General features: G+C 34.2%; 19 protein-coding genes. 6 read left to right on the forward strand and 13 right to left on the reverse strand.

Annotated features, from left to right (window positions below; all coding sequences use genetic code 11):
• Nucleotides 1-298: 298 nt before the first annotated feature.
• The gene (locus MSG66_RS03300; protein ID WP_002058193.1) at nt 299-535 is read left to right on the forward strand and encodes a VF530 family DNA-binding protein; all 237 of its coding nucleotides are present in this window, start codon (nt 299-301) and stop codon (nt 533-535) included.
• A gap of 24 nt (nt 536-559) precedes the next feature.
• Here the strand turns inward: MSG66_RS03300 and MSG66_RS03305 are convergent, their stop codons facing one another.
• Nucleotides 560-1,543: a LysR family transcriptional regulator gene (locus MSG66_RS03305; RefSeq protein WP_324652242.1), complete on the reverse strand. Its 984-nt coding sequence runs from the start codon at nt 1,541-1,543 to the stop codon at nt 560-562.
• Between the two features lie 88 nt (nt 1,544-1,631).
• Between MSG66_RS03305 and MSG66_RS03310 the strand changes: the two genes are divergently transcribed.
• Nucleotides 1,632-2,180 (forward strand): 2,4'-dihydroxyacetophenone dioxygenase family protein, encoded by a 549-nt coding sequence (locus MSG66_RS03310; RefSeq protein ID WP_202742038.1) that lies wholly within the window; start codon nt 1,632-1,634, stop codon nt 2,178-2,180.
• Nucleotides 2,181-2,276: 96 nt separating this feature from the next.
• A complete protein-coding gene (locus tag MSG66_RS03315; protein WP_324652245.1) occupies nt 2,277-3,359 on the forward strand; it encodes a glycerol dehydrogenase in 1,083 nt (360 codons plus the stop codon).
• Nucleotides 3,360-3,385: 26 nt separating this feature from the next.
• Here the strand turns inward: MSG66_RS03315 and MSG66_RS03320 are convergent, their stop codons facing one another.
• The 7 genes from MSG66_RS03320 to MSG66_RS03350 form a co-directional block, all read right to left on the reverse strand.
• Nucleotides 3,386-4,153: an SDR family oxidoreductase gene (locus MSG66_RS03320; RefSeq protein ID WP_202742036.1), complete on the reverse strand. Its 768-nt coding sequence runs from the start codon at nt 4,151-4,153 to the stop codon at nt 3,386-3,388.
• Between the two features lie 75 nt (nt 4,154-4,228).
• On the reverse strand, nt 4,229-5,527 hold the full coding sequence (locus MSG66_RS03325; protein WP_133973577.1) for an MFS transporter: 1,299 nt from the start codon (nt 5,525-5,527) through the stop codon (nt 4,229-4,231).
• Nucleotides 5,528-5,791: 264 nt separating this feature from the next.
• A complete protein-coding gene (locus MSG66_RS03330) occupies nt 5,792-6,100 on the reverse strand; it encodes a helix-turn-helix domain-containing protein (RefSeq protein WP_262471936.1) in 309 nt (102 codons plus the stop codon).
• Entirely contained in the window at nt 6,097-7,428 is a 1,332-nt protein-coding gene (locus MSG66_RS03335; RefSeq protein WP_324652250.1) for a type II toxin-antitoxin system HipA family toxin, read from the reverse strand. The genes MSG66_RS03330 and MSG66_RS03335 overlap by 4 nt, the downstream gene beginning before the upstream one ends.
• A 218-nt stretch (nt 7,429-7,646) precedes the next feature.
• On the reverse strand, nt 7,647-9,419 hold the full coding sequence (locus tag MSG66_RS03340; RefSeq protein WP_324652252.1) for an amidohydrolase: 1,773 nt from the start codon (nt 9,417-9,419) through the stop codon (nt 7,647-7,649).
• Between the two features lie 89 nt (nt 9,420-9,508).
• Entirely contained in the window at nt 9,509-9,649 is a 141-nt protein-coding gene (locus tag MSG66_RS03345) for a hypothetical protein (RefSeq protein ID WP_324652253.1), read from the reverse strand.
• Nucleotides 9,650-9,849: 200 nt separating this feature from the next.
• The gene (locus MSG66_RS03350) at nt 9,850-10,749 is read right to left on the reverse strand and encodes a LysR family transcriptional regulator (RefSeq protein ID WP_324652255.1); all 900 of its coding nucleotides are present in this window, start codon (nt 10,747-10,749) and stop codon (nt 9,850-9,852) included.
• A gap of 110 nt (nt 10,750-10,859) precedes the next feature.
• Between MSG66_RS03350 and MSG66_RS03355 the strand changes: the two genes are divergently transcribed.
• Nucleotides 10,860-11,783 (forward strand): alpha/beta hydrolase, encoded by a 924-nt coding sequence (locus MSG66_RS03355; RefSeq protein ID WP_324652381.1) that lies wholly within the window; start codon nt 10,860-10,862, stop codon nt 11,781-11,783.
• Nucleotides 11,784-11,845: 62 nt separating this feature from the next.
• On the opposite strand, the gene MSG66_RS03360 is transcribed toward MSG66_RS03355, so the two are convergent.
• Nucleotides 11,846-12,364, reverse strand: a complete 519-nt coding sequence (locus MSG66_RS03360; RefSeq protein WP_324652257.1) for a GNAT family N-acetyltransferase — start codon at nt 12,362-12,364, stop codon at nt 11,846-11,848.
• A 166-nt stretch (nt 12,365-12,530) separates the two neighbouring features.
• Between MSG66_RS03360 and MSG66_RS03365 the strand changes: the two genes are divergently transcribed.
• Nucleotides 12,531-17,144, forward strand: coding sequence for a hypothetical protein (locus tag MSG66_RS03365; protein WP_324652259.1), 4,614 nt, complete (start codon nt 12,531-12,533; stop codon nt 17,142-17,144).
• 6 nt (nt 17,145-17,150) lie between these two features.
• Here the strand turns inward: MSG66_RS03365 and MSG66_RS03370 are convergent, their stop codons facing one another.
• From MSG66_RS03370 to MSG66_RS03385, 4 genes are all read right to left on the reverse strand, one after another.
• On the reverse strand, nt 17,151-18,365 hold the full coding sequence (locus MSG66_RS03370) for a hypothetical protein (RefSeq protein ID WP_324652261.1): 1,215 nt from the start codon (nt 18,363-18,365) through the stop codon (nt 17,151-17,153).
• A 146-nt stretch (nt 18,366-18,511) separates the two neighbouring features.
• Complete coding sequence (locus tag MSG66_RS03375) at nt 18,512-19,099, reverse strand: hypothetical protein (RefSeq protein ID WP_324652263.1); 588 nt, start codon at nt 19,097-19,099, stop codon at nt 18,512-18,514.
• Between the two features lie 171 nt (nt 19,100-19,270).
• Entirely contained in the window at nt 19,271-19,825 is a 555-nt protein-coding gene (locus MSG66_RS03380) for a helix-turn-helix domain-containing protein (RefSeq protein WP_324652265.1), read from the reverse strand.
• 777 nt (nt 19,826-20,602) lie between these two features.
• Complete coding sequence (locus MSG66_RS03385; RefSeq protein ID WP_324652267.1) at nt 20,603-21,208, reverse strand: LysE family translocator; 606 nt, start codon at nt 21,206-21,208, stop codon at nt 20,603-20,605.
• A gap of 248 nt (nt 21,209-21,456) precedes the next feature.
• Between MSG66_RS03385 and MSG66_RS03390 the strand changes: the two genes are divergently transcribed.
• Entirely contained in the window at nt 21,457-21,897 is a 441-nt protein-coding gene (locus MSG66_RS03390; RefSeq protein WP_324652269.1) for an HD domain-containing protein, read from the forward strand.
• Nucleotides 21,898-22,075 lie beyond the last annotated feature (178 nt).

The following is a 22,075-nucleotide window of genomic DNA, read 5'->3' on the forward strand; positions in this document are numbered from 1 at the left end:
TGATGCATAAATACTCATATAAAACTGTTCCAAAACTAATCAAATGCCTTAGTTCATGAACTCAATTTTTTATTATTTAATAATAAATACATTAAGATATTAATTTTAAATAATTTATTTTTTATTTTATTTATAAATATCACTTAAGGTGAACATAAGTGTAAATCAAACCTCTACTCAATTTGCTTCACAACAAATTTAAGCAAATCTCTAGGGCTTGTTTAGATCAATCTAACCCTCTCATTTACCAACTAGCTCAGGTTATAATAATAGCCTCCCAAAATATTGTTGATCTATTATGAACACCTCCAATGACCCTTTACACGGCAAAAAACTTGCTGACATTTTGGATGAATTATTGGATTACTACGGTGGATTTGAAGGCTTAAGTCGTAAAATTGAAATTAGATGTTTTTGCATAGATCCAAGTGTTAAATCATCATTGCGATTCTTACGTACCACACCATGGGCACGTGAAAAAGTAGAAAGCTTATATTTGTATGTCTTACGCCAAAAAGCCAAACAGAAACCGTAGCTATCAAAACTTTTACTACTTATATTAGTGAATTCGCCACGGTTTATTTTTGGTTTTTTGCTGTAGAAATTGAATAAAACACTTAATTCTAGGGCTTTGAAGTTTTCGATTTGCATAAATAATATACTGAGGTTCAGTTATTCCAGAACGAAAATTCCCCAGAATCGGTGTCAGTCTTCCAAGTTTTATATCTTCACCAATATGGTAATCTGCTAGTCTTACTATCCCTTCTCCTCTTAATGCAAGATCTCTCAAAAAAGTCCCTTGAGAAAAGGATGCGATCGGTTTGACAGGAACAATAAAACTTTCATTATTTTCAACAAAATCCCAATTATTCCAACTACTTGAGAAATTAAAATGAAAACAACGATACTGTAATAATTCTTGAGGATGTTTAGGTGTTCCATATTTTTCGAGATATTGAGGTGAAGCACAGGTTATCCACTCACTATCTCCAATTCGAGTTGCAATTCTTGATGAAGATGGAAGTATTCCTCCATAGATTGCGATATCAACACCACGATCAAAATCATCCTGATATACCGCATTCAACTCAAAATCTACACTTAAGGATGGATAATTATCTAGAAACTCAGGTAACCAAGGTAAAATTTGATGTTGTGCAAAAGTTGGCATCGTTCTAATTTTTAAAACACCACTCACACGGGTTGGAAATGCTTCAGCTAAAGAGTCAGCCTCATTCATTGCAGATACAACATTTCGTGCACTCTTTAAATATGCAACACCTTCTTCGGTCAATGTCAGTTGTCTTGCTCCTCTTTGAATAAGTCGTACACCTAAACGATTTTCTAGCCGGTTAATTAACTTGCTAATTGCAGATGGCGTTAAATCATTTGCTCTTGCTGCTGCTGAAAAACTTCCATGCTCGTATGCCCAGATAAAGGCCATCAGTTGTCGATAATTGTCCATAATATTTTTCTCAAACATCATTAGAGTAAATTTGAATATAACAGCTTTTAATTTACATAAACTTTGCCTGTTATTCACATGTAGTTTGAATTTGACGCAATCTACGATCAAATTGCTTTTGCTAGTATCTAACTCAATCGGAATGCTTTATTTCAAGGAGAAAGTGATGCTACAGCAAAGAAATCCGGATTACTCAGCCAATGAAGAACTTATGCCTTTTCAGTTACCACAAGTTCCCTATATGTCGCCCGATCTTGTAATTCCAGGCGTTTTAGATGCGGCTTTGAAAGACGATAATTTATGGGTGCCTACCTCTGACTCTGTAAGTTTTAAACCTCTGCTTTTAAATACTAGTTCTGGTTACTACATAAACTTATTACGTGTTCGAAAAAGTGGTGTGTTATCTAGACATCGTCATACCGGAGCAGTACATGCATTCGTACTTAAAGGTCGTTGGTATTATCTTGAGCATGATTGGATTGCAGAAGAAAAATCATTTGCTTACGAACCACCTGGCGAAACCCATACTCTTTTCGTACCTGAAGATGTTACTGAAATGATTACGCTATTTATCGTGCATGGCGGCTATACATATGTAGACCCATTTGGAAAAGCTGTAGGTTATGAAGATGTGTTTACTAAATTAGAAGCCACACGAGAACATTATAAAAATATTGGTATTCCTGAAAGTGAATTAGAAAAAATCATCCGATAGTAACTGCCTTTTATAAAGAAATGCCAATTCGTAAAGTGATTGGCATTTTGTCTTTTCTACTACTGAAAATTAACCAAGTTTATTAAAGGATTAGATATGTTAAAAATAATGGGATTTCCTGGTGAATATATTCAAGGTGAACATGCTCTAAGAAATATTGGTGATATTGCAACAAGACACCAATTTAAAAAAATTGGAATTATTTATGATCCAGCTATTGAGGGACCTATTTTAGATAAAGTCACTATATCGCTTAAGCAGTCAAATTTAGATTTTATTAGCTATAAGTTTCCTGGCGAATGTACCTATGAAACTATTGAGCGACTTAGTCATATTATGGAACAACACGATATCGATTCCATCATTGCACTAGGTGGCGGTAAAGCAATGGATACCACTAAAGGTATTTCAAAAAAATTAAATATAGCCATTATTATTTGCCCTACAGTCGCGTCTAGCGATGCCCCTACAAGTAGGCTCATAATTGTTTATGATGCGAATCATAAGGTTCAAGGTGTAGAAAAAACAAAGCGAAACCCAGATATTGTATTAGTTGATCTAGATACTATTGTGCAGGCGCCTGCTCGCTTTTTTGCTGCGGGTATTGGGGATGCTATTAGTAAAATGTTTGAAGTAAACCAATGTAAAAATTCACATGGCCTGAATTCATTTTCGACACCACCTTTAGAAACAGCATTATTATTAGCAAATAATACTTATAGTAATCTCATCACATGGGGAAAAATAGCGTATGAAGATGTCAAACAGCACCATATTACCCCTTCAGTTGAACGAGTCGTTGAGTCGACAGTACTTTTAAGTGGTTTAGGCTTTGAAAGTGGCGGCTTATCTTTAGCACATGCTCTTATAAGGGGTTTAACAGCCATTCCAGAACTGGCTACCAATTTACATGGAGAGTTAGTGGCTTATGGTACCGTTGTTCAAGCTGTATTAGAAAATAGAGAGCATATTTTTATTATTGAGCTGATTAATTTTCTTAAATCTGTTGATTTACCGACCACCATTGCTGAACTGGGATATCATCAAGAGATCAGTGATTCCATGTTAGAAACGATCATTATGCATACACTGCAAAATGACTATAGTAAAAACTTTGAACCTCCTCTGAATAAAGAAAATCTGAAACAGGCAATAATAAAAACCAATCATTATTGCTAAAGAAAAAAGGGAGACTTCTCCCTTTTTTATCGCATGAGCCAACCACCTGCTATATCAATCACTTGTCCAGTGACGAAACTACTGTCATTTGAAGCCAGAAATTCTACGACTTTTGCGACTTCTGTCGGGGAACCTAATCGGCCTAAAGGCGTATCATCAATCACATGTTGGTTTACTTGATTGCCTACTTCTAAAACCATAGGCGTTTCTATGCGTCCGGGTGCAATTGCGTTTACATGAATGTTGTAAGCACCCAGCTCTCCAGCCAAGTGTCGAGTTAAGCCAATAATTGCAGCTTTTGTTGCACTGTAGTGGCAAGCAACCACAGGAAGATATGCATTTGCAGCAACTGACGATGTATTAATAATTTTTCCAAACTTATGTTTAATCATCTGAGGAACTAAAATACGAATCAAATTAAAAGATCCATTTAAGTTAACATCTACTACCCGTTGCCATTCTTCCGGAGATAATTGCCAGATTTTATGGGCATGTCCTTGATGCTTTGGTGAAATCCCAGCATTGTTTACTAAAGTATCAATAAAGCCTATTTCGTTATAAAAATATTCATAGGCAGCCTGACAAGCTTCATAATTAGCAATATCAGCACAAAATGAACTGACGTGATAGCCTTTATCTGCCAACTCTTGATGCTTAGCGACCAATAGATCGCAATTAAAATCTATTAGTGCAACTGTCGCACCTAACTGGGCAAGATGCTCTGCAATTGCGGCACCAATACCGTTACCAGCACCCGTAATTAAGACTTTTCTATCCTTAAATAATTTTTGCATTATAACTCCGTTAAATATTTTTAAATTTCCATAAAAAAAGCAAAGACCTCTATTTCGGTCTTTGCTTTTAAGTTTTTACTTAACCTGATCTAAATCAATGCCTTTATTATTCTTCCAAGTTAATACTGCAATTGAAGCGATTATGGACACCACAATTAGATAAACATTAAAAATCCAACCTTTATCTATTGAGTAAAGCCAAGTATTCACATAGGAAGCCGTACCACCAAAAATGGTTACTGCCAAAGACATGAAGAAGCCGAGAAAATTAGTTCGATATTTTGTTGGAATTTGTTCTGACATGGCTGCTGGTTTGCAAGACATCAAGAAACCCATTGTAAATAGCCCAATGCTTTGAGCAACTAACAAAGTCCAAGGCTCATTACTAATTAATGACCACAATGGGAACAGCAATAAAGATGAACCAATGTAAGTGATTAAAGAGTTATTATTTCTTCCAATGTAATCAGATAACCGCCCTTGAAATGGTAGACAGATCAGATAAATTACTTGTGCAATACAGCTCATCATAAAAGCATCTTTTGCAGGCATTTTTTGTATGCCGATTGCATAAATAGCTGCACAAGTGACCCATGTATAAAAGGTTAAAGTTGAACCTGCCTCATAAAAGAAAAGCTTAATACCGACTTTCATAATTTTAGAAAAAGGCCAATTTACCTCATCTGACATTTGATCATTATTTTTTTCAATATGTGTTTCGATCATATTTCTACGGAGATAAATTGCAAAAAATGCAAGCCCACCACCAATAGCAAAAGGAATTCGCCATGCCCACTCGTGCATTTGTTGATCTGTATAGGTCACATTGAGTAATGCTAAAAAAAGTGTTGCTAATAATGACCCAGCACCCACTGCAAAAAATGACATGCTAGACCATAAACCACGTCTTTTGGGTGGAGCAATTTCTGCAATATATGCATATGAGGTTGCGGTTTCTCCACCATGAGCGAAACCTTGAACCAATCTAGCAATGAGTAATAGACCTGATGCCCATGCTCCAATCTCTTCATAAGATGGAATAAAAGCAATCATTAAGCTTGCTAAAGCCATCATTACCATCGTGACCAGCATAATATTTTTTCGGCCATATTTATTTGCAAGTGGACCAAATACAAATCCACCTATTGGCCTAGAAACAAAGCCAACAGCAAAGACAGCTAATGTATTTAACAATGCTGATGTTGGGTCAGTTTTATCAAATAATGCTGAAGCAATATATACGGAAGCGACAGCATAAATTGTCCAATCATACCATTCCAATAAATTGCCTATGCCACTCGCAATTAAGGATTTTTTTATGTCTTTCTGCACAACTTGCTGTGACTGAGACTCAATATTTGAAAAGCTAGTCATGGCTACTTCAATCCTTTAAATTAAAAAATAAATGGCATTCCTATTACTAATTTCATTCAAATTAGTGATTTGCCTGACTAGAATTTTTGCATATTTTTTATTGTTTAACGGTGAAGCTCATTCAAACGCATTGTGAATGAAAGGAACATCTATTGGGTAAATTTCCAAATTTTAAAAGAAAAAATAAAACAACTGAAATTTATTGGAAAGAACCAGAACACTGTTCACAAGCGTACCCTTGTGAACGTTTATTAATTTAATCACTCACTCCGATGGCTTTATAATTTTGCCAACAATATGTTCATGCGTAGGTACAAGACCTGCTTTTAAACCCAGTGGCTTAAACACCTTATCTAACACTGATTGAGTAAGTTTACCTTTGTCCTGCTCAATATCAGTTAATGTTCGACGACTTATACCCACCAAAACAGCATATTGTTCTTGCGACAAACCCAGTACATTCTTTCGCAAATGCGACAGCAATTGTCCTAGCGTAATTTCATTAAATAAATATTGTTTATATAAATCGATAAGAACTTGCTGACGATCTTGAGTCTGATTTTTTATATTCATAGCAGTTCCCATCTTTTCAATTTAGCTTCTATGTAATCAAATGATAGCGCTGGCATTTTAATAATATTTTTCGGTACTCCTTTATCAACTAATCGCTGTTTTAACCCAAGCAGATTAATTGCCAAAGCCTTTAATGTTCCTAGAGATAAATCAGGATCACACCAGGGCGCAAGTTTTTGAGTAATTTGAGCCCAACGGTATTCACCGCCTTCTTCATACGGACTTCCCCAAGTCGTCGATCTGGTCACAACTTCTGGATCAGCTTTCATAGGTGCAAAATCGTAAATAGGTGAAAGAGAAATTTTTCCAGATTTTTTTAGAAATGATGTATTACGACCATGATTATCTGAATTACCAAAAATAATATTGAGTAAGTCTCGTTGTAACCACTCACAAATGAATTGTGAAGTATCAAAATCTGAATCAATGCGCGTCAGTAAGCTACATAGATCTTCAATTACTTCAAAATGGTTAAGATGACTACCAGAAGATTTATTTAGCACCGAATAAACAGATTCTAAGCCATGGCGATGCCACTGTTGATTACGCCATTCTGTATCAAATCTTGGTAGCCACAAAGAAGGATACTTTGTACCTTCAATGAGCTTCATTTGTGTTGTTTCAATCGTATTGAAACCTAATTCATTGAGCACCTGATAGTAATAATATTCGGCTCTGAGAATGTCGCAATCGATCTCACTACGTTTATTTCTCGGAAACTTAACTAAATAATGTTGATCTGGCTGATCAAAATTTTCTTGGTAGGTATCAATCCAGACTTTTTGTTCTGGTGAAACTCGGATAAGTAATTTGGGAGCTTCCCCGCCTGCCCCAGTTGCACCACCACTAATGGCACCCATTTGCTGAGCGTATTCCAAAAAATCAATATTACGCTCAGCAACATCTTCTTTGCTAAAATAACGTAAATGTAAGGTTGATTCTGGATTTATAGGTGGAAGCGCCTCTTTAATTCGTAAATTACCAACGGGTGCTATCCCCCCTTTTTCTAACAAAATACTTTCTTGCTCAGAATAGGTTAAACGTTGTAAATCTAGATAATTCACCCAATAACGGCGTGCAGCGCCAGAAGGAACAATATCATCCAAAAAGCCAAACCATGTGTTCGATTCATGTTTTATAAGAATTTGTACAGGAAGTGATAGACTACAGGCATGCTCATCTCGTCTGTCTAAGTATTGAATTGCATAATCCAATTCATATTCTAATTCACTGCCACTCGTCGAACCCAACTTAGGTTCTAGCAGTTTTAGGTCTGCTATATCTACCCAGTTTTTATCTAGTAAGGCTTGTATTGTTAATTTTTTCATGGCAGTAAATGCGCAAATATTTTCTCAAAAATACTATAAAAAAGAGATTTTGTGAATATATTTGCGCATTTTTATTTAAATCTCTAATTTTTGCGCAAATATTTGCTCATTACTATATTTTTAATATGAAGCAAATTTTAGCTTAATATTGCTTTATACAGTAGTCCAGTGAGTGAGCTGATTTTTCCTCAGCCCACTTTAAAACCTAAATAGCCTGATTACTGTTGATAGACTTTCTTCCCATTAAAAATGGTCCAAACCACTTTTGTTTCAGCCAACTGTTCAGGTGAAACATTAAAAATATCTCTATCCACTAAAATCATATCGGCTTTTTTGCCCGGTTCAAGCGTGCCGATGCTTTTATCTAAATAAAGTGCTTTAGCTGAATTAATCGTATAAGCCTTAAATACGGTATCTCGATTAATCGCTTCCGCTGGATTTAAAACATCTCCTTCAATTCCTTTTCTTGTAATTGCTGTAGCCATAGCAACAAAAGGATTGGAGGTTGAAACTGGTGCATCGCTTGCACCTGCAATTGTCGCGCCGTTAACCAACAACGAATGCGCAGGGTACATCCCGTTATAAGATAATGCATCAATATAAGGTTTTACCAGTTCTTTGTTAAAACTGTCTTCGTAGGCCCATGCTAGTTGCATAGAAGCAATCACATTATTTTGTTTAAAGCGCTTATAGTCTTTAGGATCTACGAGCTGGAGATGAGTAATACTATGTGGGACATTGCTCTGACGTTTTGAGCGAGCATATTCAATTGCATTTAAAGATTCCTGTACAGCTCTATCCCCAACGGCGTGGATGTGAACCAGCATATTTCGCTTGTCAGCTTCATCAACAACTAACTTAAAGGTGTTTGGATCAAATAATAAAGTCCCTTGCTTGTTACTATTAGAATATCGGCCAAGTAATGCAGCAGATTGAGCTGGGAACTCTAATACGCCATCAGCAAATACCTTTACTCCAATTAAATTAAAGTTATCTATGTTTTTATATTTACTATTGATTGACTCAATGATGTTAAAAACTTGAGGTGTACTTTTTGAGTTGATTACATGCAAACCAGAAACTCGCGCCGTTAACTCTCCTTTCTGAGATAATTCTTTATACATTGGAATCATCCCGAGGGTTTCCTCTGTATTATGAATATTGGTAATTCCCTTATTGGGACTGGCATTCGCAGCAATATCCATCCATGCCGTTATGCCTAAACTATTATAGTATTTGATCGCTTCTTTAGAACCTTTATAAAGTAGATCATGTGATACAGATGGAATTTTATCACTCACCATATCCCAGCCAGAATCGACCACAAAACCAGTGGGTTCAAACTTGTCATTATGTGCAATATTTTGCTGATCCTCTGGGGTTAATTGCTGAATGAAATTTGCATCTATACCCGCCTTTTTCAAGAGTGCTTGGTTTGCCCATGCCGTATGATGGTCGCTACCCACTAATGCAATTGGGCGATCTTTCCATTCATTATTATTAAATACATTGGATAGTTGGTCAGCTAATTCCCAATATTCTGATGACAAACCATTTAAAAATAGAACATCTCCAGCAACACCCGTACCATCCAGACTCGATTGTCTAAGTTTTGCTTCCACCTTAGAAATATCTATTGTTGTATCGTCACTATCCATGGTTGCTAATACAGCCTCTACACCTGAAGCTAAAGCATGAATATGGCTATCAATTAAACCTGGCATTAAAACCTTGTTATCAAGGTCAAAAACTTGTGTATTGCTATCTGCAATTTTTTTAATTTCTTCATTAGTACCCACTTTTATAATTGTTCCATCATGGGCAATTGCGATGGCTTGCTGAAAAGAGTCTTTATCTTTAGCGGTATAAATTTTTCCATTAATATAAATACTTTCAGCACCGTTATTGTCAGCACTATCATTGTCTGTACATCCCAAGTTTATAAAGAGCAAACCTAGGCTGAGTGCTAAAAATCCTTTTTTAAATCTCATATTTAACTCCAAAAAATAATTTAAATTCTAATAATCGTTTTCCAATCTTCTTGTTGATATATTTACATCCAGTCTTTGAGCACTTAGGTCTATCCATCGACTACGGTTTGCTCACCATTCATACTTTTAGATAGTTCAATTACGCTATTCGCTAGAATCTCTATTTCACTGTTTGGTAGGCCCGTTAGCGCTGAGCCCATAATTGCAATTTTTGTTTTTAAGATTTCCATAAATTAATCTCCATTAGGTAATGGATAAACTAATTTTTAAGTTTATTTGAGGATATAAAAAGAATAGAGAAAATACCGCTTTATGAGATTTCTGTCCGCAAATCGGACAAAATATATTTAATATATAAATGCATTAATAGTTACTATTTACTGTCTATGCAACATTATTGAATGTGCTTAAAGATAAACCTTATTAAGCACTATATTTTATTAAAATTTTCCTTTAAGGCATTAATTAAGATATTCAATAAAGGTGCTTGCTCACGTCTATGTGGATAGTACAAGTGATAAGGTTCATAGCTATGTCGCCAGTCCTTAAGTGTTTCTTCTAGCTCACCATTTTCAATATAAGGCTGAACCATATCAATGGGCAAATAAGCAATTCCTACACCACTTCTTACTGCTTGAAGTACTGGAGATAAGGTTGTAAAAACAATTTTAGCGTTAACGTTAACAGTTTGGGTTTTACCTTGTTTGGTAAATTGCCAACGATAGAGTTCACCATGTGTAGGTAGTCTTAAATTAATGCATTGATGTTCAACTAAATCTTTTGGATGCTGGGGATGACCATAACGAGCTAAATATTCTTTGGTGGCAACCGTTAGCATTTGTATTGGCTCACTCACTTGTAAAGCGATCATATCTTTAGAAACCAAGCCGCCTCTTCGAAGTCCCGCATCGAAACGCCCTTCTACAATATCCACAAGACCATAGTCAGATATGATTTCTACTGAAACTTTAGGAAATTGTTGGATCACTTTTTCAACTGCGGGCCATAAAACACTTTGGATTCCATATTCATCGGCGCTGATACGTAATGTTCCTGTTGGATCATTTTTTAAAGCACTTATTTGATTTATGCCATGCTCTATTTCTTGTATTGCAGGTTGAAGCAAATTGAGTAGATATTCACCTGCTTCTGTAGGCGCTACGCTTCTTGTGGTTCGTGATAATAGTTTTATACCAATTCGGTCTTCTAAATTGCGAAGTGTTTGGCTAATGGCTGACTGGGATGTTCTTAGTTTTGCAGCCGCACGGGTGAAACTTCGTTCTTGAGCAACGACCATAAAAGTATGCAGATCATTTAAATTTTCTTTCATTATTTATAAGTATTCAATATAAGTGCTATCTGATTATAGTGGATTATCATAATGAATCACTACGGTTATATTTGTTTCATCGACCTAGTTCTTCTCTCAGAGATAAAATGATGAAAACTGTAACTTTCAAAAATAAAAATATCGATGTTTCTGCAACCATTCGTTTTCCAAAAGATTTTGATGAAAACAAAAAATATGCAGCCATCGTATGCGCCCACCCAATTAGTAGCTGTAAAGAACAAACTTCAGGTGCAATTTATGGTGAAAAACTCACTGAAGCAGGATTTATTACATTAGCTTTTGATGCTTCCTACCAAGGTGCAAGTGGTGGCGAACCTCGTTTCCTTGAAGACCCAGCAACTCGTGTAGAAGATTTCCGTTGTGCAGCCGATTATTTAACAACTCTCGATTATGTAGATGAAAATCGTATTGGTGTATTAGGCGTATGTGGTGGCGGTGGTTATGCTGTCAATGCGGCTATGACTGAACGCCGTTTTAAAGCCGTGGCGACCGTTGTAGCGGCAAACTATGGTCGCTTAATGCGTGAAGGTGATCAAACACCTGACGCAGCTATTAAGACTTTAGAAGCAATTGCTGCGCAACGAACTGCCGAAGCACGTGGTGCTGAACCATTTATTACCCAGTACATTCCAAACTCACAACAAGAGCGTGAGCAAGCTGGAATCAATGATATTGATATCAAAGAAGCGATTGATTACTACAAAACCCCTCGTGGTCAGGCAGAAGGTTCACCGAATAAACTCCGTTTTTCAGGTTTAGCGGCTGCTGTTGGGTTTGATGCATTTCACTTGGCAGATCACTTGCTCACTCAACCCTTACAAATTGTGATTGGTGATATAGCGGGTGGATTCGGTTCTTATCGTGATGGTTATGAGCTATATAACAAAGCTGCCTCTAAAGAAAAAAACCTTTTTGTGGTTAAAGATACAAGTCATTATGATTTATATGACCAACCTGAACCTGTTGTTCAAGCTTTAGAAAAAATTATTCCGTTCTTTCAAAAGCATCTTTAAACAAAATATTGGAAAGTTTCTCGATTGGGGAACTTTCCAAATAGATACGTTTTTAATGGTAATTAAACAAGCCTTTTATAATAAATAGCGGTGCCATCATAGGTCCCATTTGAACTTAATGCAAAACTTGGAATTACACCCACACGAACAAATCCAATTTTGCTATACAAAAGTTCGGAAACATCGCCTTCACGCGTATCTAAGACAAGTAAGCATAAGCTATTTGTTCTTGAAAAATTTTCAAGTTCATTAAGTAGTAACGTGGCTATTCCTTGTTTTCTTGCTGTTGTCAGAACCATGAGTTTTTCAACTTCAGCTCTATGAACTCCATTCTTTTTACTCACTAAAGACAATTGAACACTACCTACAACCTTTCCTTCTTGAATGGCAATCCATAGACGGCTATTACCTTGTGCTAATTTATGGTTGACCTCACGCCAATAATTTAAAACCTCGTTCTTTTCTATAGGAGCTAAGAAACCTATTGAAGCTCCGCCATTGATAGAATCTTCTAACAATAGTGATAAGCCTTCTTCATAATTGCCAATTTCATTGATTTCTAAAATTTCAATATTTTTCATATTTCTTCTCAAAGTTATTTGAATAAAATTTACTAATTTTTAATCTTTACCTATTAAATTTAAAAATATTGAATTTCCAATATATTATCAACGTTACTTATTGGAAAATTAGAAAAAAATATATAAATTATAATAATAAAAATATTTTAAAAATTGAGGAATATTTGTGTCTTTAGAACCAGGTGGCTTTACAGAAAAATTTGGCAATCGTTATGAAACTTCTTGGGTAGCATTTCAACTCTTAAAATTATTAGATGAAAAAATTTCTTATGTACAAGTAGAACCTATTGGTCCAGATGAAGATGCTGTAGATGTTATTATTGGTAATCTGGATGGATCTAGAGAACATCATCAATGCAAGATTGGAGATAGATCAAGTGATGCTTGGACACTTGCCACACTCCAATCCAAAGAACTTTTAACAAAAGGTTTTCAACACATTTTAGATGGCTCCAAATCTTACAAAGTTGTATCTAGAATTGGATTTAGAATATTAGAAGATATTTGTGAAAGTGCTAGACATAGTACAGGTTCAAGTTCTGATTTTTACAATTATCAAATTCAAAATATTAGTGAAGAACGACGTAAATTATTTAGTGAATTGTGTACAAAATTAGAATTAAATCTATCAAATCCTGACGATTTAGATAAAGCTCTTCACTTTCTAAAGTGTTTTGAAATAAAGAAATTTAATGAAGATGATATAGATAATGAACTGTGTATATTATTAGCTGAAAAACTGGTTTATCAACCTCCTAGTCATCTTGTTCATTTCCTTCAAAGTTACCCTGTTAAATGTGGTAAGTTAAGAACACATATTACATCTCATATTCTTAAAACAGATTTAGAAGTCCACCACTTTTCCTTTAAAACCTATCCGGGTCATCCTTATATATCCGATGTAATAGCAACGCTAAATGATGAATTTGATCGTTCAATCGAGCCTTATTTAATATCACAACAAAACATTCAACGTGCAGAGTTCAGTACTACATTAGATACTGTTAATAATAATCCAATTACAATAATTAAAGCGGATGCAGGGGTTGGGAAGAGTGCTTTCTTATTAGATTTGAAAAAACATTTTGTTCGATCTGGGACTATTGTTCTTCCTATTCGATTAGATAGACGAGTTCCTAAAAAAAATCTTGATCAATTTGGAAAAGATTTAGGATTTCCATATTCACCTATTGCTTGCTTAGAAAAATATGGACAGGGTCAAGAAATTATCATCTTGCTCGATCAGTTAGACGCTCTTCGTTGGACTGCTCTTCACTCATCAAATGCATTAGATATATGCATTAAAATGGTTAAAGAGATTCTTTTACTACGTCAATATGCCCATACCAATATAAAAATTATTATGGCAACACGAAACTTTGAGCTCGAAGATGATGTGCGCCTAAGAAATTGGATCAGTGAGCTCAATAGTGATGTCAAACAGAAGGAACTAAAACTGTTTGAGCCAGATCAGATTAAGCCATATGTTAGCCAATTTGAAGACTATGATCAGTTGAGTAATGAGCAACAGAATATTTTAAAAATTCCTTTATGGCTAGGTATTTATATGGATCTAGCCAATGATTTAGGGTGCGCTCCTAAATTTACAACCAAATTAGATTTAATCAAATCTTTCATCGATGATAGATTTAAACAACTCACTGATAGTCATGGTATTTCTACAGCAAATAGTGAAAATTTCTTCAATGAAGTTATAAATTTGATGAATCAAGCTAACAAATTAAGTGTTTCATCAACTCAATTATCAATTGGTTCATCAGAATTTAAGAAAGCTATGATTTCTGTTGGATTACTCACTGAGCAAAATAGAGAAATTAGTTTTAGACATCAAGCTATCTATGATTATGCAATAGGAAAAAAGTTATATTCGCAAGGTCTTAGTTCATCTGAAGATTTCTTACATGAATTAGGTTCAAAAAATCAACAAACCCTTTTAAAACGAGAGCATCTCAGATATGCACTCGCGATGTTATATGAAGCAGATGAAAGAGCTTTCTGTAATTGTATTGAGGCAGTTCTTTTTCATTCTGAGATTCGTTTCCACTTAAAGTCATTAGTCTTTAGTACATTACGGCATATAGAAAACTTCAAAACCCCACTCAAAAAACTTATAAATAGGATTATTGAAGATAATGAACTACTCCCGCATTTTTTAAGATCAAGTTGTAGCGGTTGCTCTACACTCGTTCAATATCTTTCCGAAAATCATTATCTAAGTGATTGGTTAGATGAAGATAGTGAGATGCAATCTAAAGCTCTAGAGCTTTTAAGCTCAGTTTCTGATAAAGCTCCAAACTTGTTAATTAATGAATTATCTAAGTTCGTGAATCGATCACCTGAGTGGAATCAAAAGATATACAACTGTTTATGCTGGAATATGAGTGATGATTCAGAGGAATTATTTAATCTTCGCATTGAGCTAATTCAAAATGGAGTCAACAGTAACTATATTTTTTGGGATGACTTAGCTAAAAAGTATCCGTTGAGAGCTTTGCATCTATTAAAGCTCATGTGTAATGAAGAATTATATACAAGACTAAGCTCAACAGAAGAATGGGCTGATTACAACACAGAGTGTATTGAAAAACTTTCTGAAAACTATTCACAAGATGTGCTAAGATTTTTTTTACCTTTTTTAGATCAGTATTTTGCTGAATCTCTAATTAAGGATTTTGATGCTTTTAAATGGTCTGAAGAATATGCTGCAAGAACATCGTTTGAAACTTTTATATACAAAGCCTTGTTCACTCTCGTCATTAAAGCTTCTCAGAATATGGCTTTACAATCTACTGAACTTTTTCAATTATTAGTCCCATTAAAAAATAATCCCAATCTAATATTTAATCGTATATATGGTAATGCTCTTTTAAATCTTGAGATAGATCATGCTGATTTTGTAATTAAATGGCTGTTAGACAACCCAACCCATAAGTTCAAATTAGGAAATGATAACGAAGAACCTGTTTGGAAATTGGCTGGTAAACTAATTGAAAAATTTTCGCCTCATTGTAATCAAAAAAACTTTGAGCAACTTGAAAATACAATTTATTATTTTCCCCCTGATTATGATTTAGAAGAAATTAGATGGCGTTTACAAGCTACACGTACAAACCGCTACATACCTTATTGGGGTAAAACCCAATATCATTTACTGCCTAAGTTAGATTTATATCGTATTTCTAAAAAGTCTAAACAACTAATTACCATACTTAACCGTAAATATGGAAACTATACTGAAAATGATTTTTGTCATAAATCCAACAGTATGGCAGGATTTGTTAGATCTCCCATTAAAAATTACCTTCAACTATCAAATAAAGCTTGGAAAAAATTAATACTGACAGATCCCAAAGAGTTTAAAGGCTTTAAATTTGATCAGTACAGTACCGAATGTAGTATTCAGCAGTTTTCAAGTAATTTTAGAAGTGCTGTGAATGCTGAACCTGAACGTTTTGCAAAATTTGCTTTGACCTTACCGAAAAATATTCATCAAGATTATATTAGTGCTTTATATTCAGGATTAAGCGAAAATAATCTTGATCAAGTTCCAGAGCATCTAAAAGAACAATGGATCCCCTGTCCTATTGATTTAATTGAACAAGTTATCGATCATTTTTCATCTTTAAATTATTCTAGATCACTCCAAAAACTACTTTCTGGAAGAGTTAAATTACTATCTCCAAAATACTTAAAATTACTGGAAGATATTGCTTTATCAGCAGATGACCCACTACCAAATAAATTAAATATTCATAGAGGAGGTCAACCTAATCAAATAGATGAAATTTCAAGCCATGATTTATCTGGAAATACTCTTAACTGTACAAGAGGAAGAGCATATAAAGGATTGGCTGAAAAATTTTGGGATGATCAAGAATATGCTCTTTCTCACAAATATCTTATTGAAAATGCTTTAAAGGATGAACATGCAGCCGTAAGAATGGCAACTGCTGATTTACTACTGCCCATGTATAATTATGAACGTAATTATGCTTTTCAAAAGTTTATAGAATTATGTCAAAAAGACATTAGAAATACCTTAAGTCATGGCTATTACTACTATTTCAATAATGCATTTAGTAGTGAATTTAAAGAGTCATTTATAACCCTTGTTAAAATGATGCTAGATTCTCCATATCAAGATGTTAGCAAGGAAGGTCACAAACAAGTTATTGCTCGATGGTTATTCAATGGTTTATTTAAAGAAGAATTGCAGCAAGGACTTGAATCTAAAAATCAAGAAAGTCTTTTGGGTTATGCCTCAGTAATTAACCAACTCTTAGGTGATGATACCAAAGGATATGAGCACTCAAAAATGAAACAGATCTTTGAGATCTTAGTTAATTCAGAAAACGAGGAAATTCTTAAAAATATAGGGCGTTTTTTTAATCAAAAGTTTTGGTCGAAAAGATACGCTCGGGAGTTTTTCAAAATATATGTTCACTCAAAAGCCTTAAATCATAATATTTATAATGTGTTACATTCAATAGAAGAAAGTTCTATGAATATGGCTCAATTTAGTGACCTTATTATTATCATGATTCAAAATATTCTTAAGTTAAAGACTCAAGAATTAGTAAGCCGTATGGATACAGATGCTATCACGAGAGTCATTCAACAATTATATGATCAAGCAGAAAATGATAAAGATGATGAAACACTAGATTATTGCTTAGATATGTGGGACGAACTATTAGCTAGTAATCATTCATTTATAAGAAATATGACAGACAAGCTTGATTTCGGACTTCTAGCATAAATAAAATTAATATCTAAAATTATAATCTACTGATAATTTACGATTAGCTTCAAATACTATTGCAGCGGAACTCTTAAGATCCGCTTCTACGTCAGGATGAGGATGTTTTGTTGTAGGATTTGCACACTGAACAAATATTGCTGGCATAAGCTTAGCTGTATTTCCTACTGTCCAACTATATTTTGATCCATGATGTGGCACTTGAACGACTCCAATAGACAGCCATCGATTTTTTCCAAAATGTAGTTCCATATCATCTATAACTTTAGGTGATAAATTAATATCGCCTGTAAGTAATGTTGCAAAACGAGTTTTATATGGAATTGAATTAATTTCTGCAGGGGCGGCATACATACATAAAGAAATATTATTTTTAGCCTTACCAGTCTTACCGAAGTGTTTTTCATAACAGTTCTTTAATTTTTTACGCCAATCTTTCTGTAAATTATTAATATGTTGATCTAGACCTAGAGAGATAATAGTTTTTTCAATATCAGCCTTAACAATAGATATCTCTTGACGTGATTTTTTTGCGTATCTTTTTCCTCCTACTTCATAAATAAGTCCCAATTCTGAGAAACTCTTTTCAGCATTGTAAAACATAAACTCAAAAGATTTACTTGAATCTTGAAAAGACTGAAAATGGTTCATTGTCGATAATTTAATATTAGAGTACTGAACTGGTGTATCAAATTCAAAAAAGACTGACGTTGGATCATCTATTGGGAGATCTGTGTTATATACTAAATTAATATCCGACTGTAATATATCGGAGTCTGGATTCTCTCCTCCTTTTACTAATATAATTTCACTTATTCGGTTCTCAAAACCATTTAGTTTTAACCATTTAGCAGGATTTAATTGAAATAAGGCAATTGAAGGTGTAGTACCCTTTTTACCTAATATTGATATTTCTCGTATGCTCTGAGACCATTCAGTAAAAGGAAGTACTAATCTTTTTACATAAAAATTTTTTAGTAATATTTCTAGGCCATTTACATGGTCATCATCAAAATGTGATATCACCAAGATGTCAACTGTATTATGGGAGTGAAACCAAGCTGGTAAACTTGTTATTGCATTTTGGATAATTTTTGGACTGGTACAACCGCAATCATATAGCCAATTAAAAACTTCAGAATTTTGTATATTTTGTATTTGACCACTAAATAAAGTTCCATTTCCAACAGCATGGAAACACTTGTTAACTCTAAATGCCATTATTATTCCTTCAATATCTACTATGAAATAGATATATCAAAATTAAATTTTTTATTAGAGCTTATTATTCACATTTTTTCAATAACCAATTAATTTATTTGACATATTTTTTAGAATAAATACTTTGGAACTATTTTTATTTCTATTCAATCTTTTGCTAAATGCAGATGCGGGGCAAAAATAAAATGTCGAGGTTCCTGTTGTTGTATAATTAATGAACGTAGTTCAGTAATAAATGCTTCCGCTTCGTCTTTGTTAAGATTAATGCCAAATGAATAACCCTCATCATAACCAATTAAATGAATAGTACCTTGGCTACAATCTGGTAAAAAAGGCGGATTTAATCCACCATTCCAAGGTCTGTAGACAATTTCAATAATCTTCTGAGTATTAATATCCTGTATTAACAAATTTTTCCCAAGGCATTCTTTAGAAATACAAAGATTATTTTTGGAAATAAAAAATGTTTCCTCGGCATTTTTAATCCATCGTTTATTTTTTCTATATTCAGAATGTAAGTAGAAAAGAAATGGTAAAAGTATGAATATTAAAAAAAATGTCAGGAAACTATCATTTTCTGCGTACACTATATAAACACCATACACAAATAAAATGTCAAAAAAAGTTAGTGCTAGAAAGTCCAAAGCTATTAGATTTTCTACAAGCTCACCATTCATCTTTAAATGAATGGTAGTTCCCACATCTGAAATATGCGTTTCAAATTGATTTGGCATCCAGTACTCAATTTTCTATGTTTATTGTCTAAAAAAACCGCTGTACCTATTGAATCTTACTTATTAGCACGGCGCTTAAACTTTCGTTATTGCTGTGTATTATAAAATCACCAAGCAGAATTTTATAGCGGTTTAAGACGGCATGTGTCTCTCAAGTACACATCCCAAATGTCACAACAACTGTAATAAAAAATACTCAAGCAATCTCTTCCGTTCATCTGGTTTGTTTGGGTCTAAAAGCTGAACCATTGCCCCATCAATCACAAACAAAAACATGTGTGCATCTTGTTTTGAGGTATTTTCATTACTTTTTAAAAGCAAATTATAGATTTCATTAATCAGCCAGTTCCGATAGTCAACTACGGTCCCATAAGCCTTGGGATGTGTTTTAGCAATCTCAAAAATAGCTTTAAAGGGCAAATGGTAAAGCCCATCTAAGTCGGCGTGTAAGTAATAAATTTTGCGCAGCTTTTCAATTAGCGTTAATTCTTTTTGAACATTGATAATCGAAATGACTTCATGTTTAAGTCCATCTTTTTGAAAGGTTAGACTCATTTCAATGAGGCGTTCTTTTGAGTGGAAGTAATTATAAAACGTGGCTTTGGTAGTATTTGCCGACTCAATAATTCGGTCTACTCCGACGTTATGAAAGCCGTATTTGTTAAATAAGTATCTTGCCGAATGAAGCACGCTTAAAGCACGAAATGGAAGATCTGAATATGGCATATTTTTACCTTTTTAAAAAATTATTGTTGTATATAAGTGAGATATAAAAAGCCGCTGCCTTTTGGGAGAAAAAAAGGCATAGCAAAGCCGTAAAGACTGTGCTTGGCACATCTCAAGTTTTAATTGTTGATCTAAATTTTAAGTAATAAAGATTTAAAGTCTGAAGGCCAAACGGCGATCAAACTGCTTTAAAATTTTAAGTTGTGTCGTTATAGCTTTTGGCAATGGCTGCCAAGAAATAATGGATGTGCAAAGCTAACTCCTAAAATATGGAGTTCTGCCAGGCATTAAAATTATGGTGGCAGAACGAGCAAGGGTTCGCAGACTGATAGTAAAGAATCAGCACACCCGAGGGTGTCCCTCACTCGTCCTACCGCAACAAGCGAGGGACGATCGATATACACAAGAATACTCCTCAGAAGGAATAATCTGATGCACTTTACTAAACGGTCTGCGACAACCGACTGGCAATGTAGGCCAGCCCGCAAATGGTAATCTCCAATATTTGAAGTGTCAATGTGAAATTGGCTAGAAAATATTTAAATAGTTATTGTTTTTCATTTAATTAGATAATTAAGGAAACTCTTAAGTAATATTTACAATTTACTTTTATATCATTAAGTTAAAGTTTAAAATTTCAAAAACTTAAGGTCTAGATTGAGTCAAACTTTGCTCAATTAGCACGAATCATTCTCTCTTCTATAAAATATTGAAGCAATCAGAAAAGATGTATAAAAGGCCCAATAAGGACCTTTTATAATATATTAATTTTATTATTTATCTCGATGCTAACCAACCAGCGCATGTAACCATGAGTCCCGCTGAAGTTCTATTAACCTGTTTCATAGCTTTCTCTGATTTAATCGCTTTTCTAATTTTAGATGCAGCAGCTAGATAAAGAAGTTGTATAGATAGATCAATAACTATACCTAAAATAGTAATAAATACGACTTGAGTCCAAGAGAGCGCTGTTAAATCAAATGCATGTGGAAGTATTGCACCAAAAAATATGACAGCTTTAGGATTACTAAGAGTTAGTAAAGATCCAGTTAAAACCCCCTTACCTACAGATTGTTCAGTAGACATTTTTGTCTGTAATTTATCTAAACTCCACATTTTCCACGCAATAAATAAGAGATAAGCGATACCTAACCATTTTACAATAATAAAAGCTGTCTCAAAGCGTAGAGCTAATGCTGCTAATCCTAATATCGCAACAATTAACCAAACAGCATTACCTAAAACCATACCTGAAATGAAAGGGATACTTGAACGCCCTCCATGAGATAATACATGGCCGATTAAAGTGCCTTGAGCTGGCCCAGGAATAGCGGCGGCAATAGCAAAAGGAATTATAAAATACCAAATGTTAGAAATATCCATGAATAATCCTTAGTAGAACTTGGCAAAAACCTTATTAAATTGGTCTAACGCTTAAGGTTGAATTTTGGGTGAAGTAAGAGGTTAAAATTAACCTTATCGCATTTTCCAGAAAAAATAAAAGCAATTGAGAGTCTCCAAACAAACGAGAATGCTTACAGCAAAGTAGCTATTCAGTATAAAATTATTATTTAAGCGACCAATCTCGCAAATTAGGCCGTGTAATATACTTAAAGTGATAAGAGCAAAAAATGACTCAAAATAAAGTTGAATTAGCAGAGAAATTGTCAAAAGAATCGCATCAAGGTCAAAAGTATGGTTCTCATGATTACTTTGATTACCATATTAAAGGTGTGGTCAATTCATTAATTGAGCATCGATTTTCAGAAGTCTATATTATTACAGCCCTTCTCCACGATAGCGTTGAAGACACTCCTCTTACGCTAGACAAAATCGAAAGTTTATTCGGAAAAGATGTCCGTGATGCCGTTGATGCATTAACTAAACGGGAAACTGAAACACGCGAAGAATATTTAATTCGTTGTAGTTTGAATCCGATCGCTCGAGTCGTGAAACTTCATGATGCAGCTTTTAATGCGCATAACTCACATAAGGAAAATAATCAATCACGTGTAGATTATTACCTTCAAACCATGTTAATTGTTTCAACAGCGCAAGATAGGTTGGAATGAAAAGGTCGAATGAGCTAGGTTTATAAAATATAAAACGATCATTTTGATTTTGTAACTTAATCAAAATGATCATGAAAAAAGATTCTTGCTCTAGCTAACATTCACTATTTTGCGCATATATTTGCTCAATCCTATTTAACTTTCCCAAGAATTGAGCAAATTTTTGCTCATTTATGAT

Source organism: Acinetobacter sp. IK31 (assembly GCF_035615195.1).
GTDB classification, from domain to species: Bacteria; Pseudomonadota; Gammaproteobacteria; order Pseudomonadales; family Moraxellaceae; genus Acinetobacter; species Acinetobacter calcoaceticus_C.

Coding starts and splice junctions, on each gene's coding strand:
- MSG66_RS03315 (WP_324652245.1), top strand. CDS start 2,277: ATGTTAAAAATAATGGGATTTCCTGGTGAATATATTCAAGGTGAACAT.
- MSG66_RS03310 (WP_202742038.1), top strand. CDS start 1,632: ATGCTACAGCAAAGAAATCCGGATTACTCAGCCAATGAAGAACTTATG.
- MSG66_RS03350 (WP_324652255.1), bottom strand. CDS start 10,749: ATGAAAGAAAATTTAAATGATCTGCATACTTTTATGGTCGTTGCTCAA.
- MSG66_RS03375 (WP_324652263.1), bottom strand. CDS start 19,099: ATGCCAAATCAATTTGAAACGCATATTTCAGATGTGGGAACTACCATT.
- MSG66_RS03355 (WP_324652381.1), top strand. CDS start 10,860: ATGAAAACTGTAACTTTCAAAAATAAAAATATCGATGTTTCTGCAACC.
- MSG66_RS03335 (WP_324652250.1), bottom strand. CDS start 7,428: ATGAAAAAATTAACAATACAAGCCTTACTAGATAAAAACTGGGTAGAT.
- MSG66_RS03390 (WP_324652269.1), top strand. CDS start 21,457: ATGACTCAAAATAAAGTTGAATTAGCAGAGAAATTGTCAAAAGAATCG.
- MSG66_RS03345 (WP_324652253.1), bottom strand. CDS start 9,649: ATGGAAATCTTAAAAACAAAAATTGCAATTATGGGCTCAGCGCTAACG.
- MSG66_RS03325 (WP_133973577.1), bottom strand. CDS start 5,527: ATGACTAGCTTTTCAAATATTGAGTCTCAGTCACAGCAAGTTGTGCAG.
- MSG66_RS03300 (WP_002058193.1), top strand. CDS start 299: ATGAACACCTCCAATGACCCTTTACACGGCAAAAAACTTGCTGACATT.
- MSG66_RS03385 (WP_324652267.1), bottom strand. CDS start 21,208: ATGGATATTTCTAACATTTGGTATTTTATAATTCCTTTTGCTATTGCC.
- MSG66_RS03320 (WP_202742036.1), bottom strand. CDS start 4,153: ATGCAAAAATTATTTAAGGATAGAAAAGTCTTAATTACGGGTGCTGGT.
- MSG66_RS03380 (WP_324652265.1), bottom strand. CDS start 19,825: ATGCCATATTCAGATCTTCCATTTCGTGCTTTAAGCGTGCTTCATTCG.
- MSG66_RS03360 (WP_324652257.1), bottom strand. CDS start 12,364: ATGAAAAATATTGAAATTTTAGAAATCAATGAAATTGGCAATTATGAA.
- MSG66_RS03330 (WP_262471936.1), bottom strand. CDS start 6,100: ATGAATATAAAAAATCAGACTCAAGATCGTCAGCAAGTTCTTATCGAT.
- MSG66_RS03370 (WP_324652261.1), bottom strand. CDS start 18,365: ATGGCATTTAGAGTTAACAAGTGTTTCCATGCTGTTGGAAATGGAACT.
- MSG66_RS03340 (WP_324652252.1), bottom strand. CDS start 9,419: ATGAGATTTAAAAAAGGATTTTTAGCACTCAGCCTAGGTTTGCTCTTT.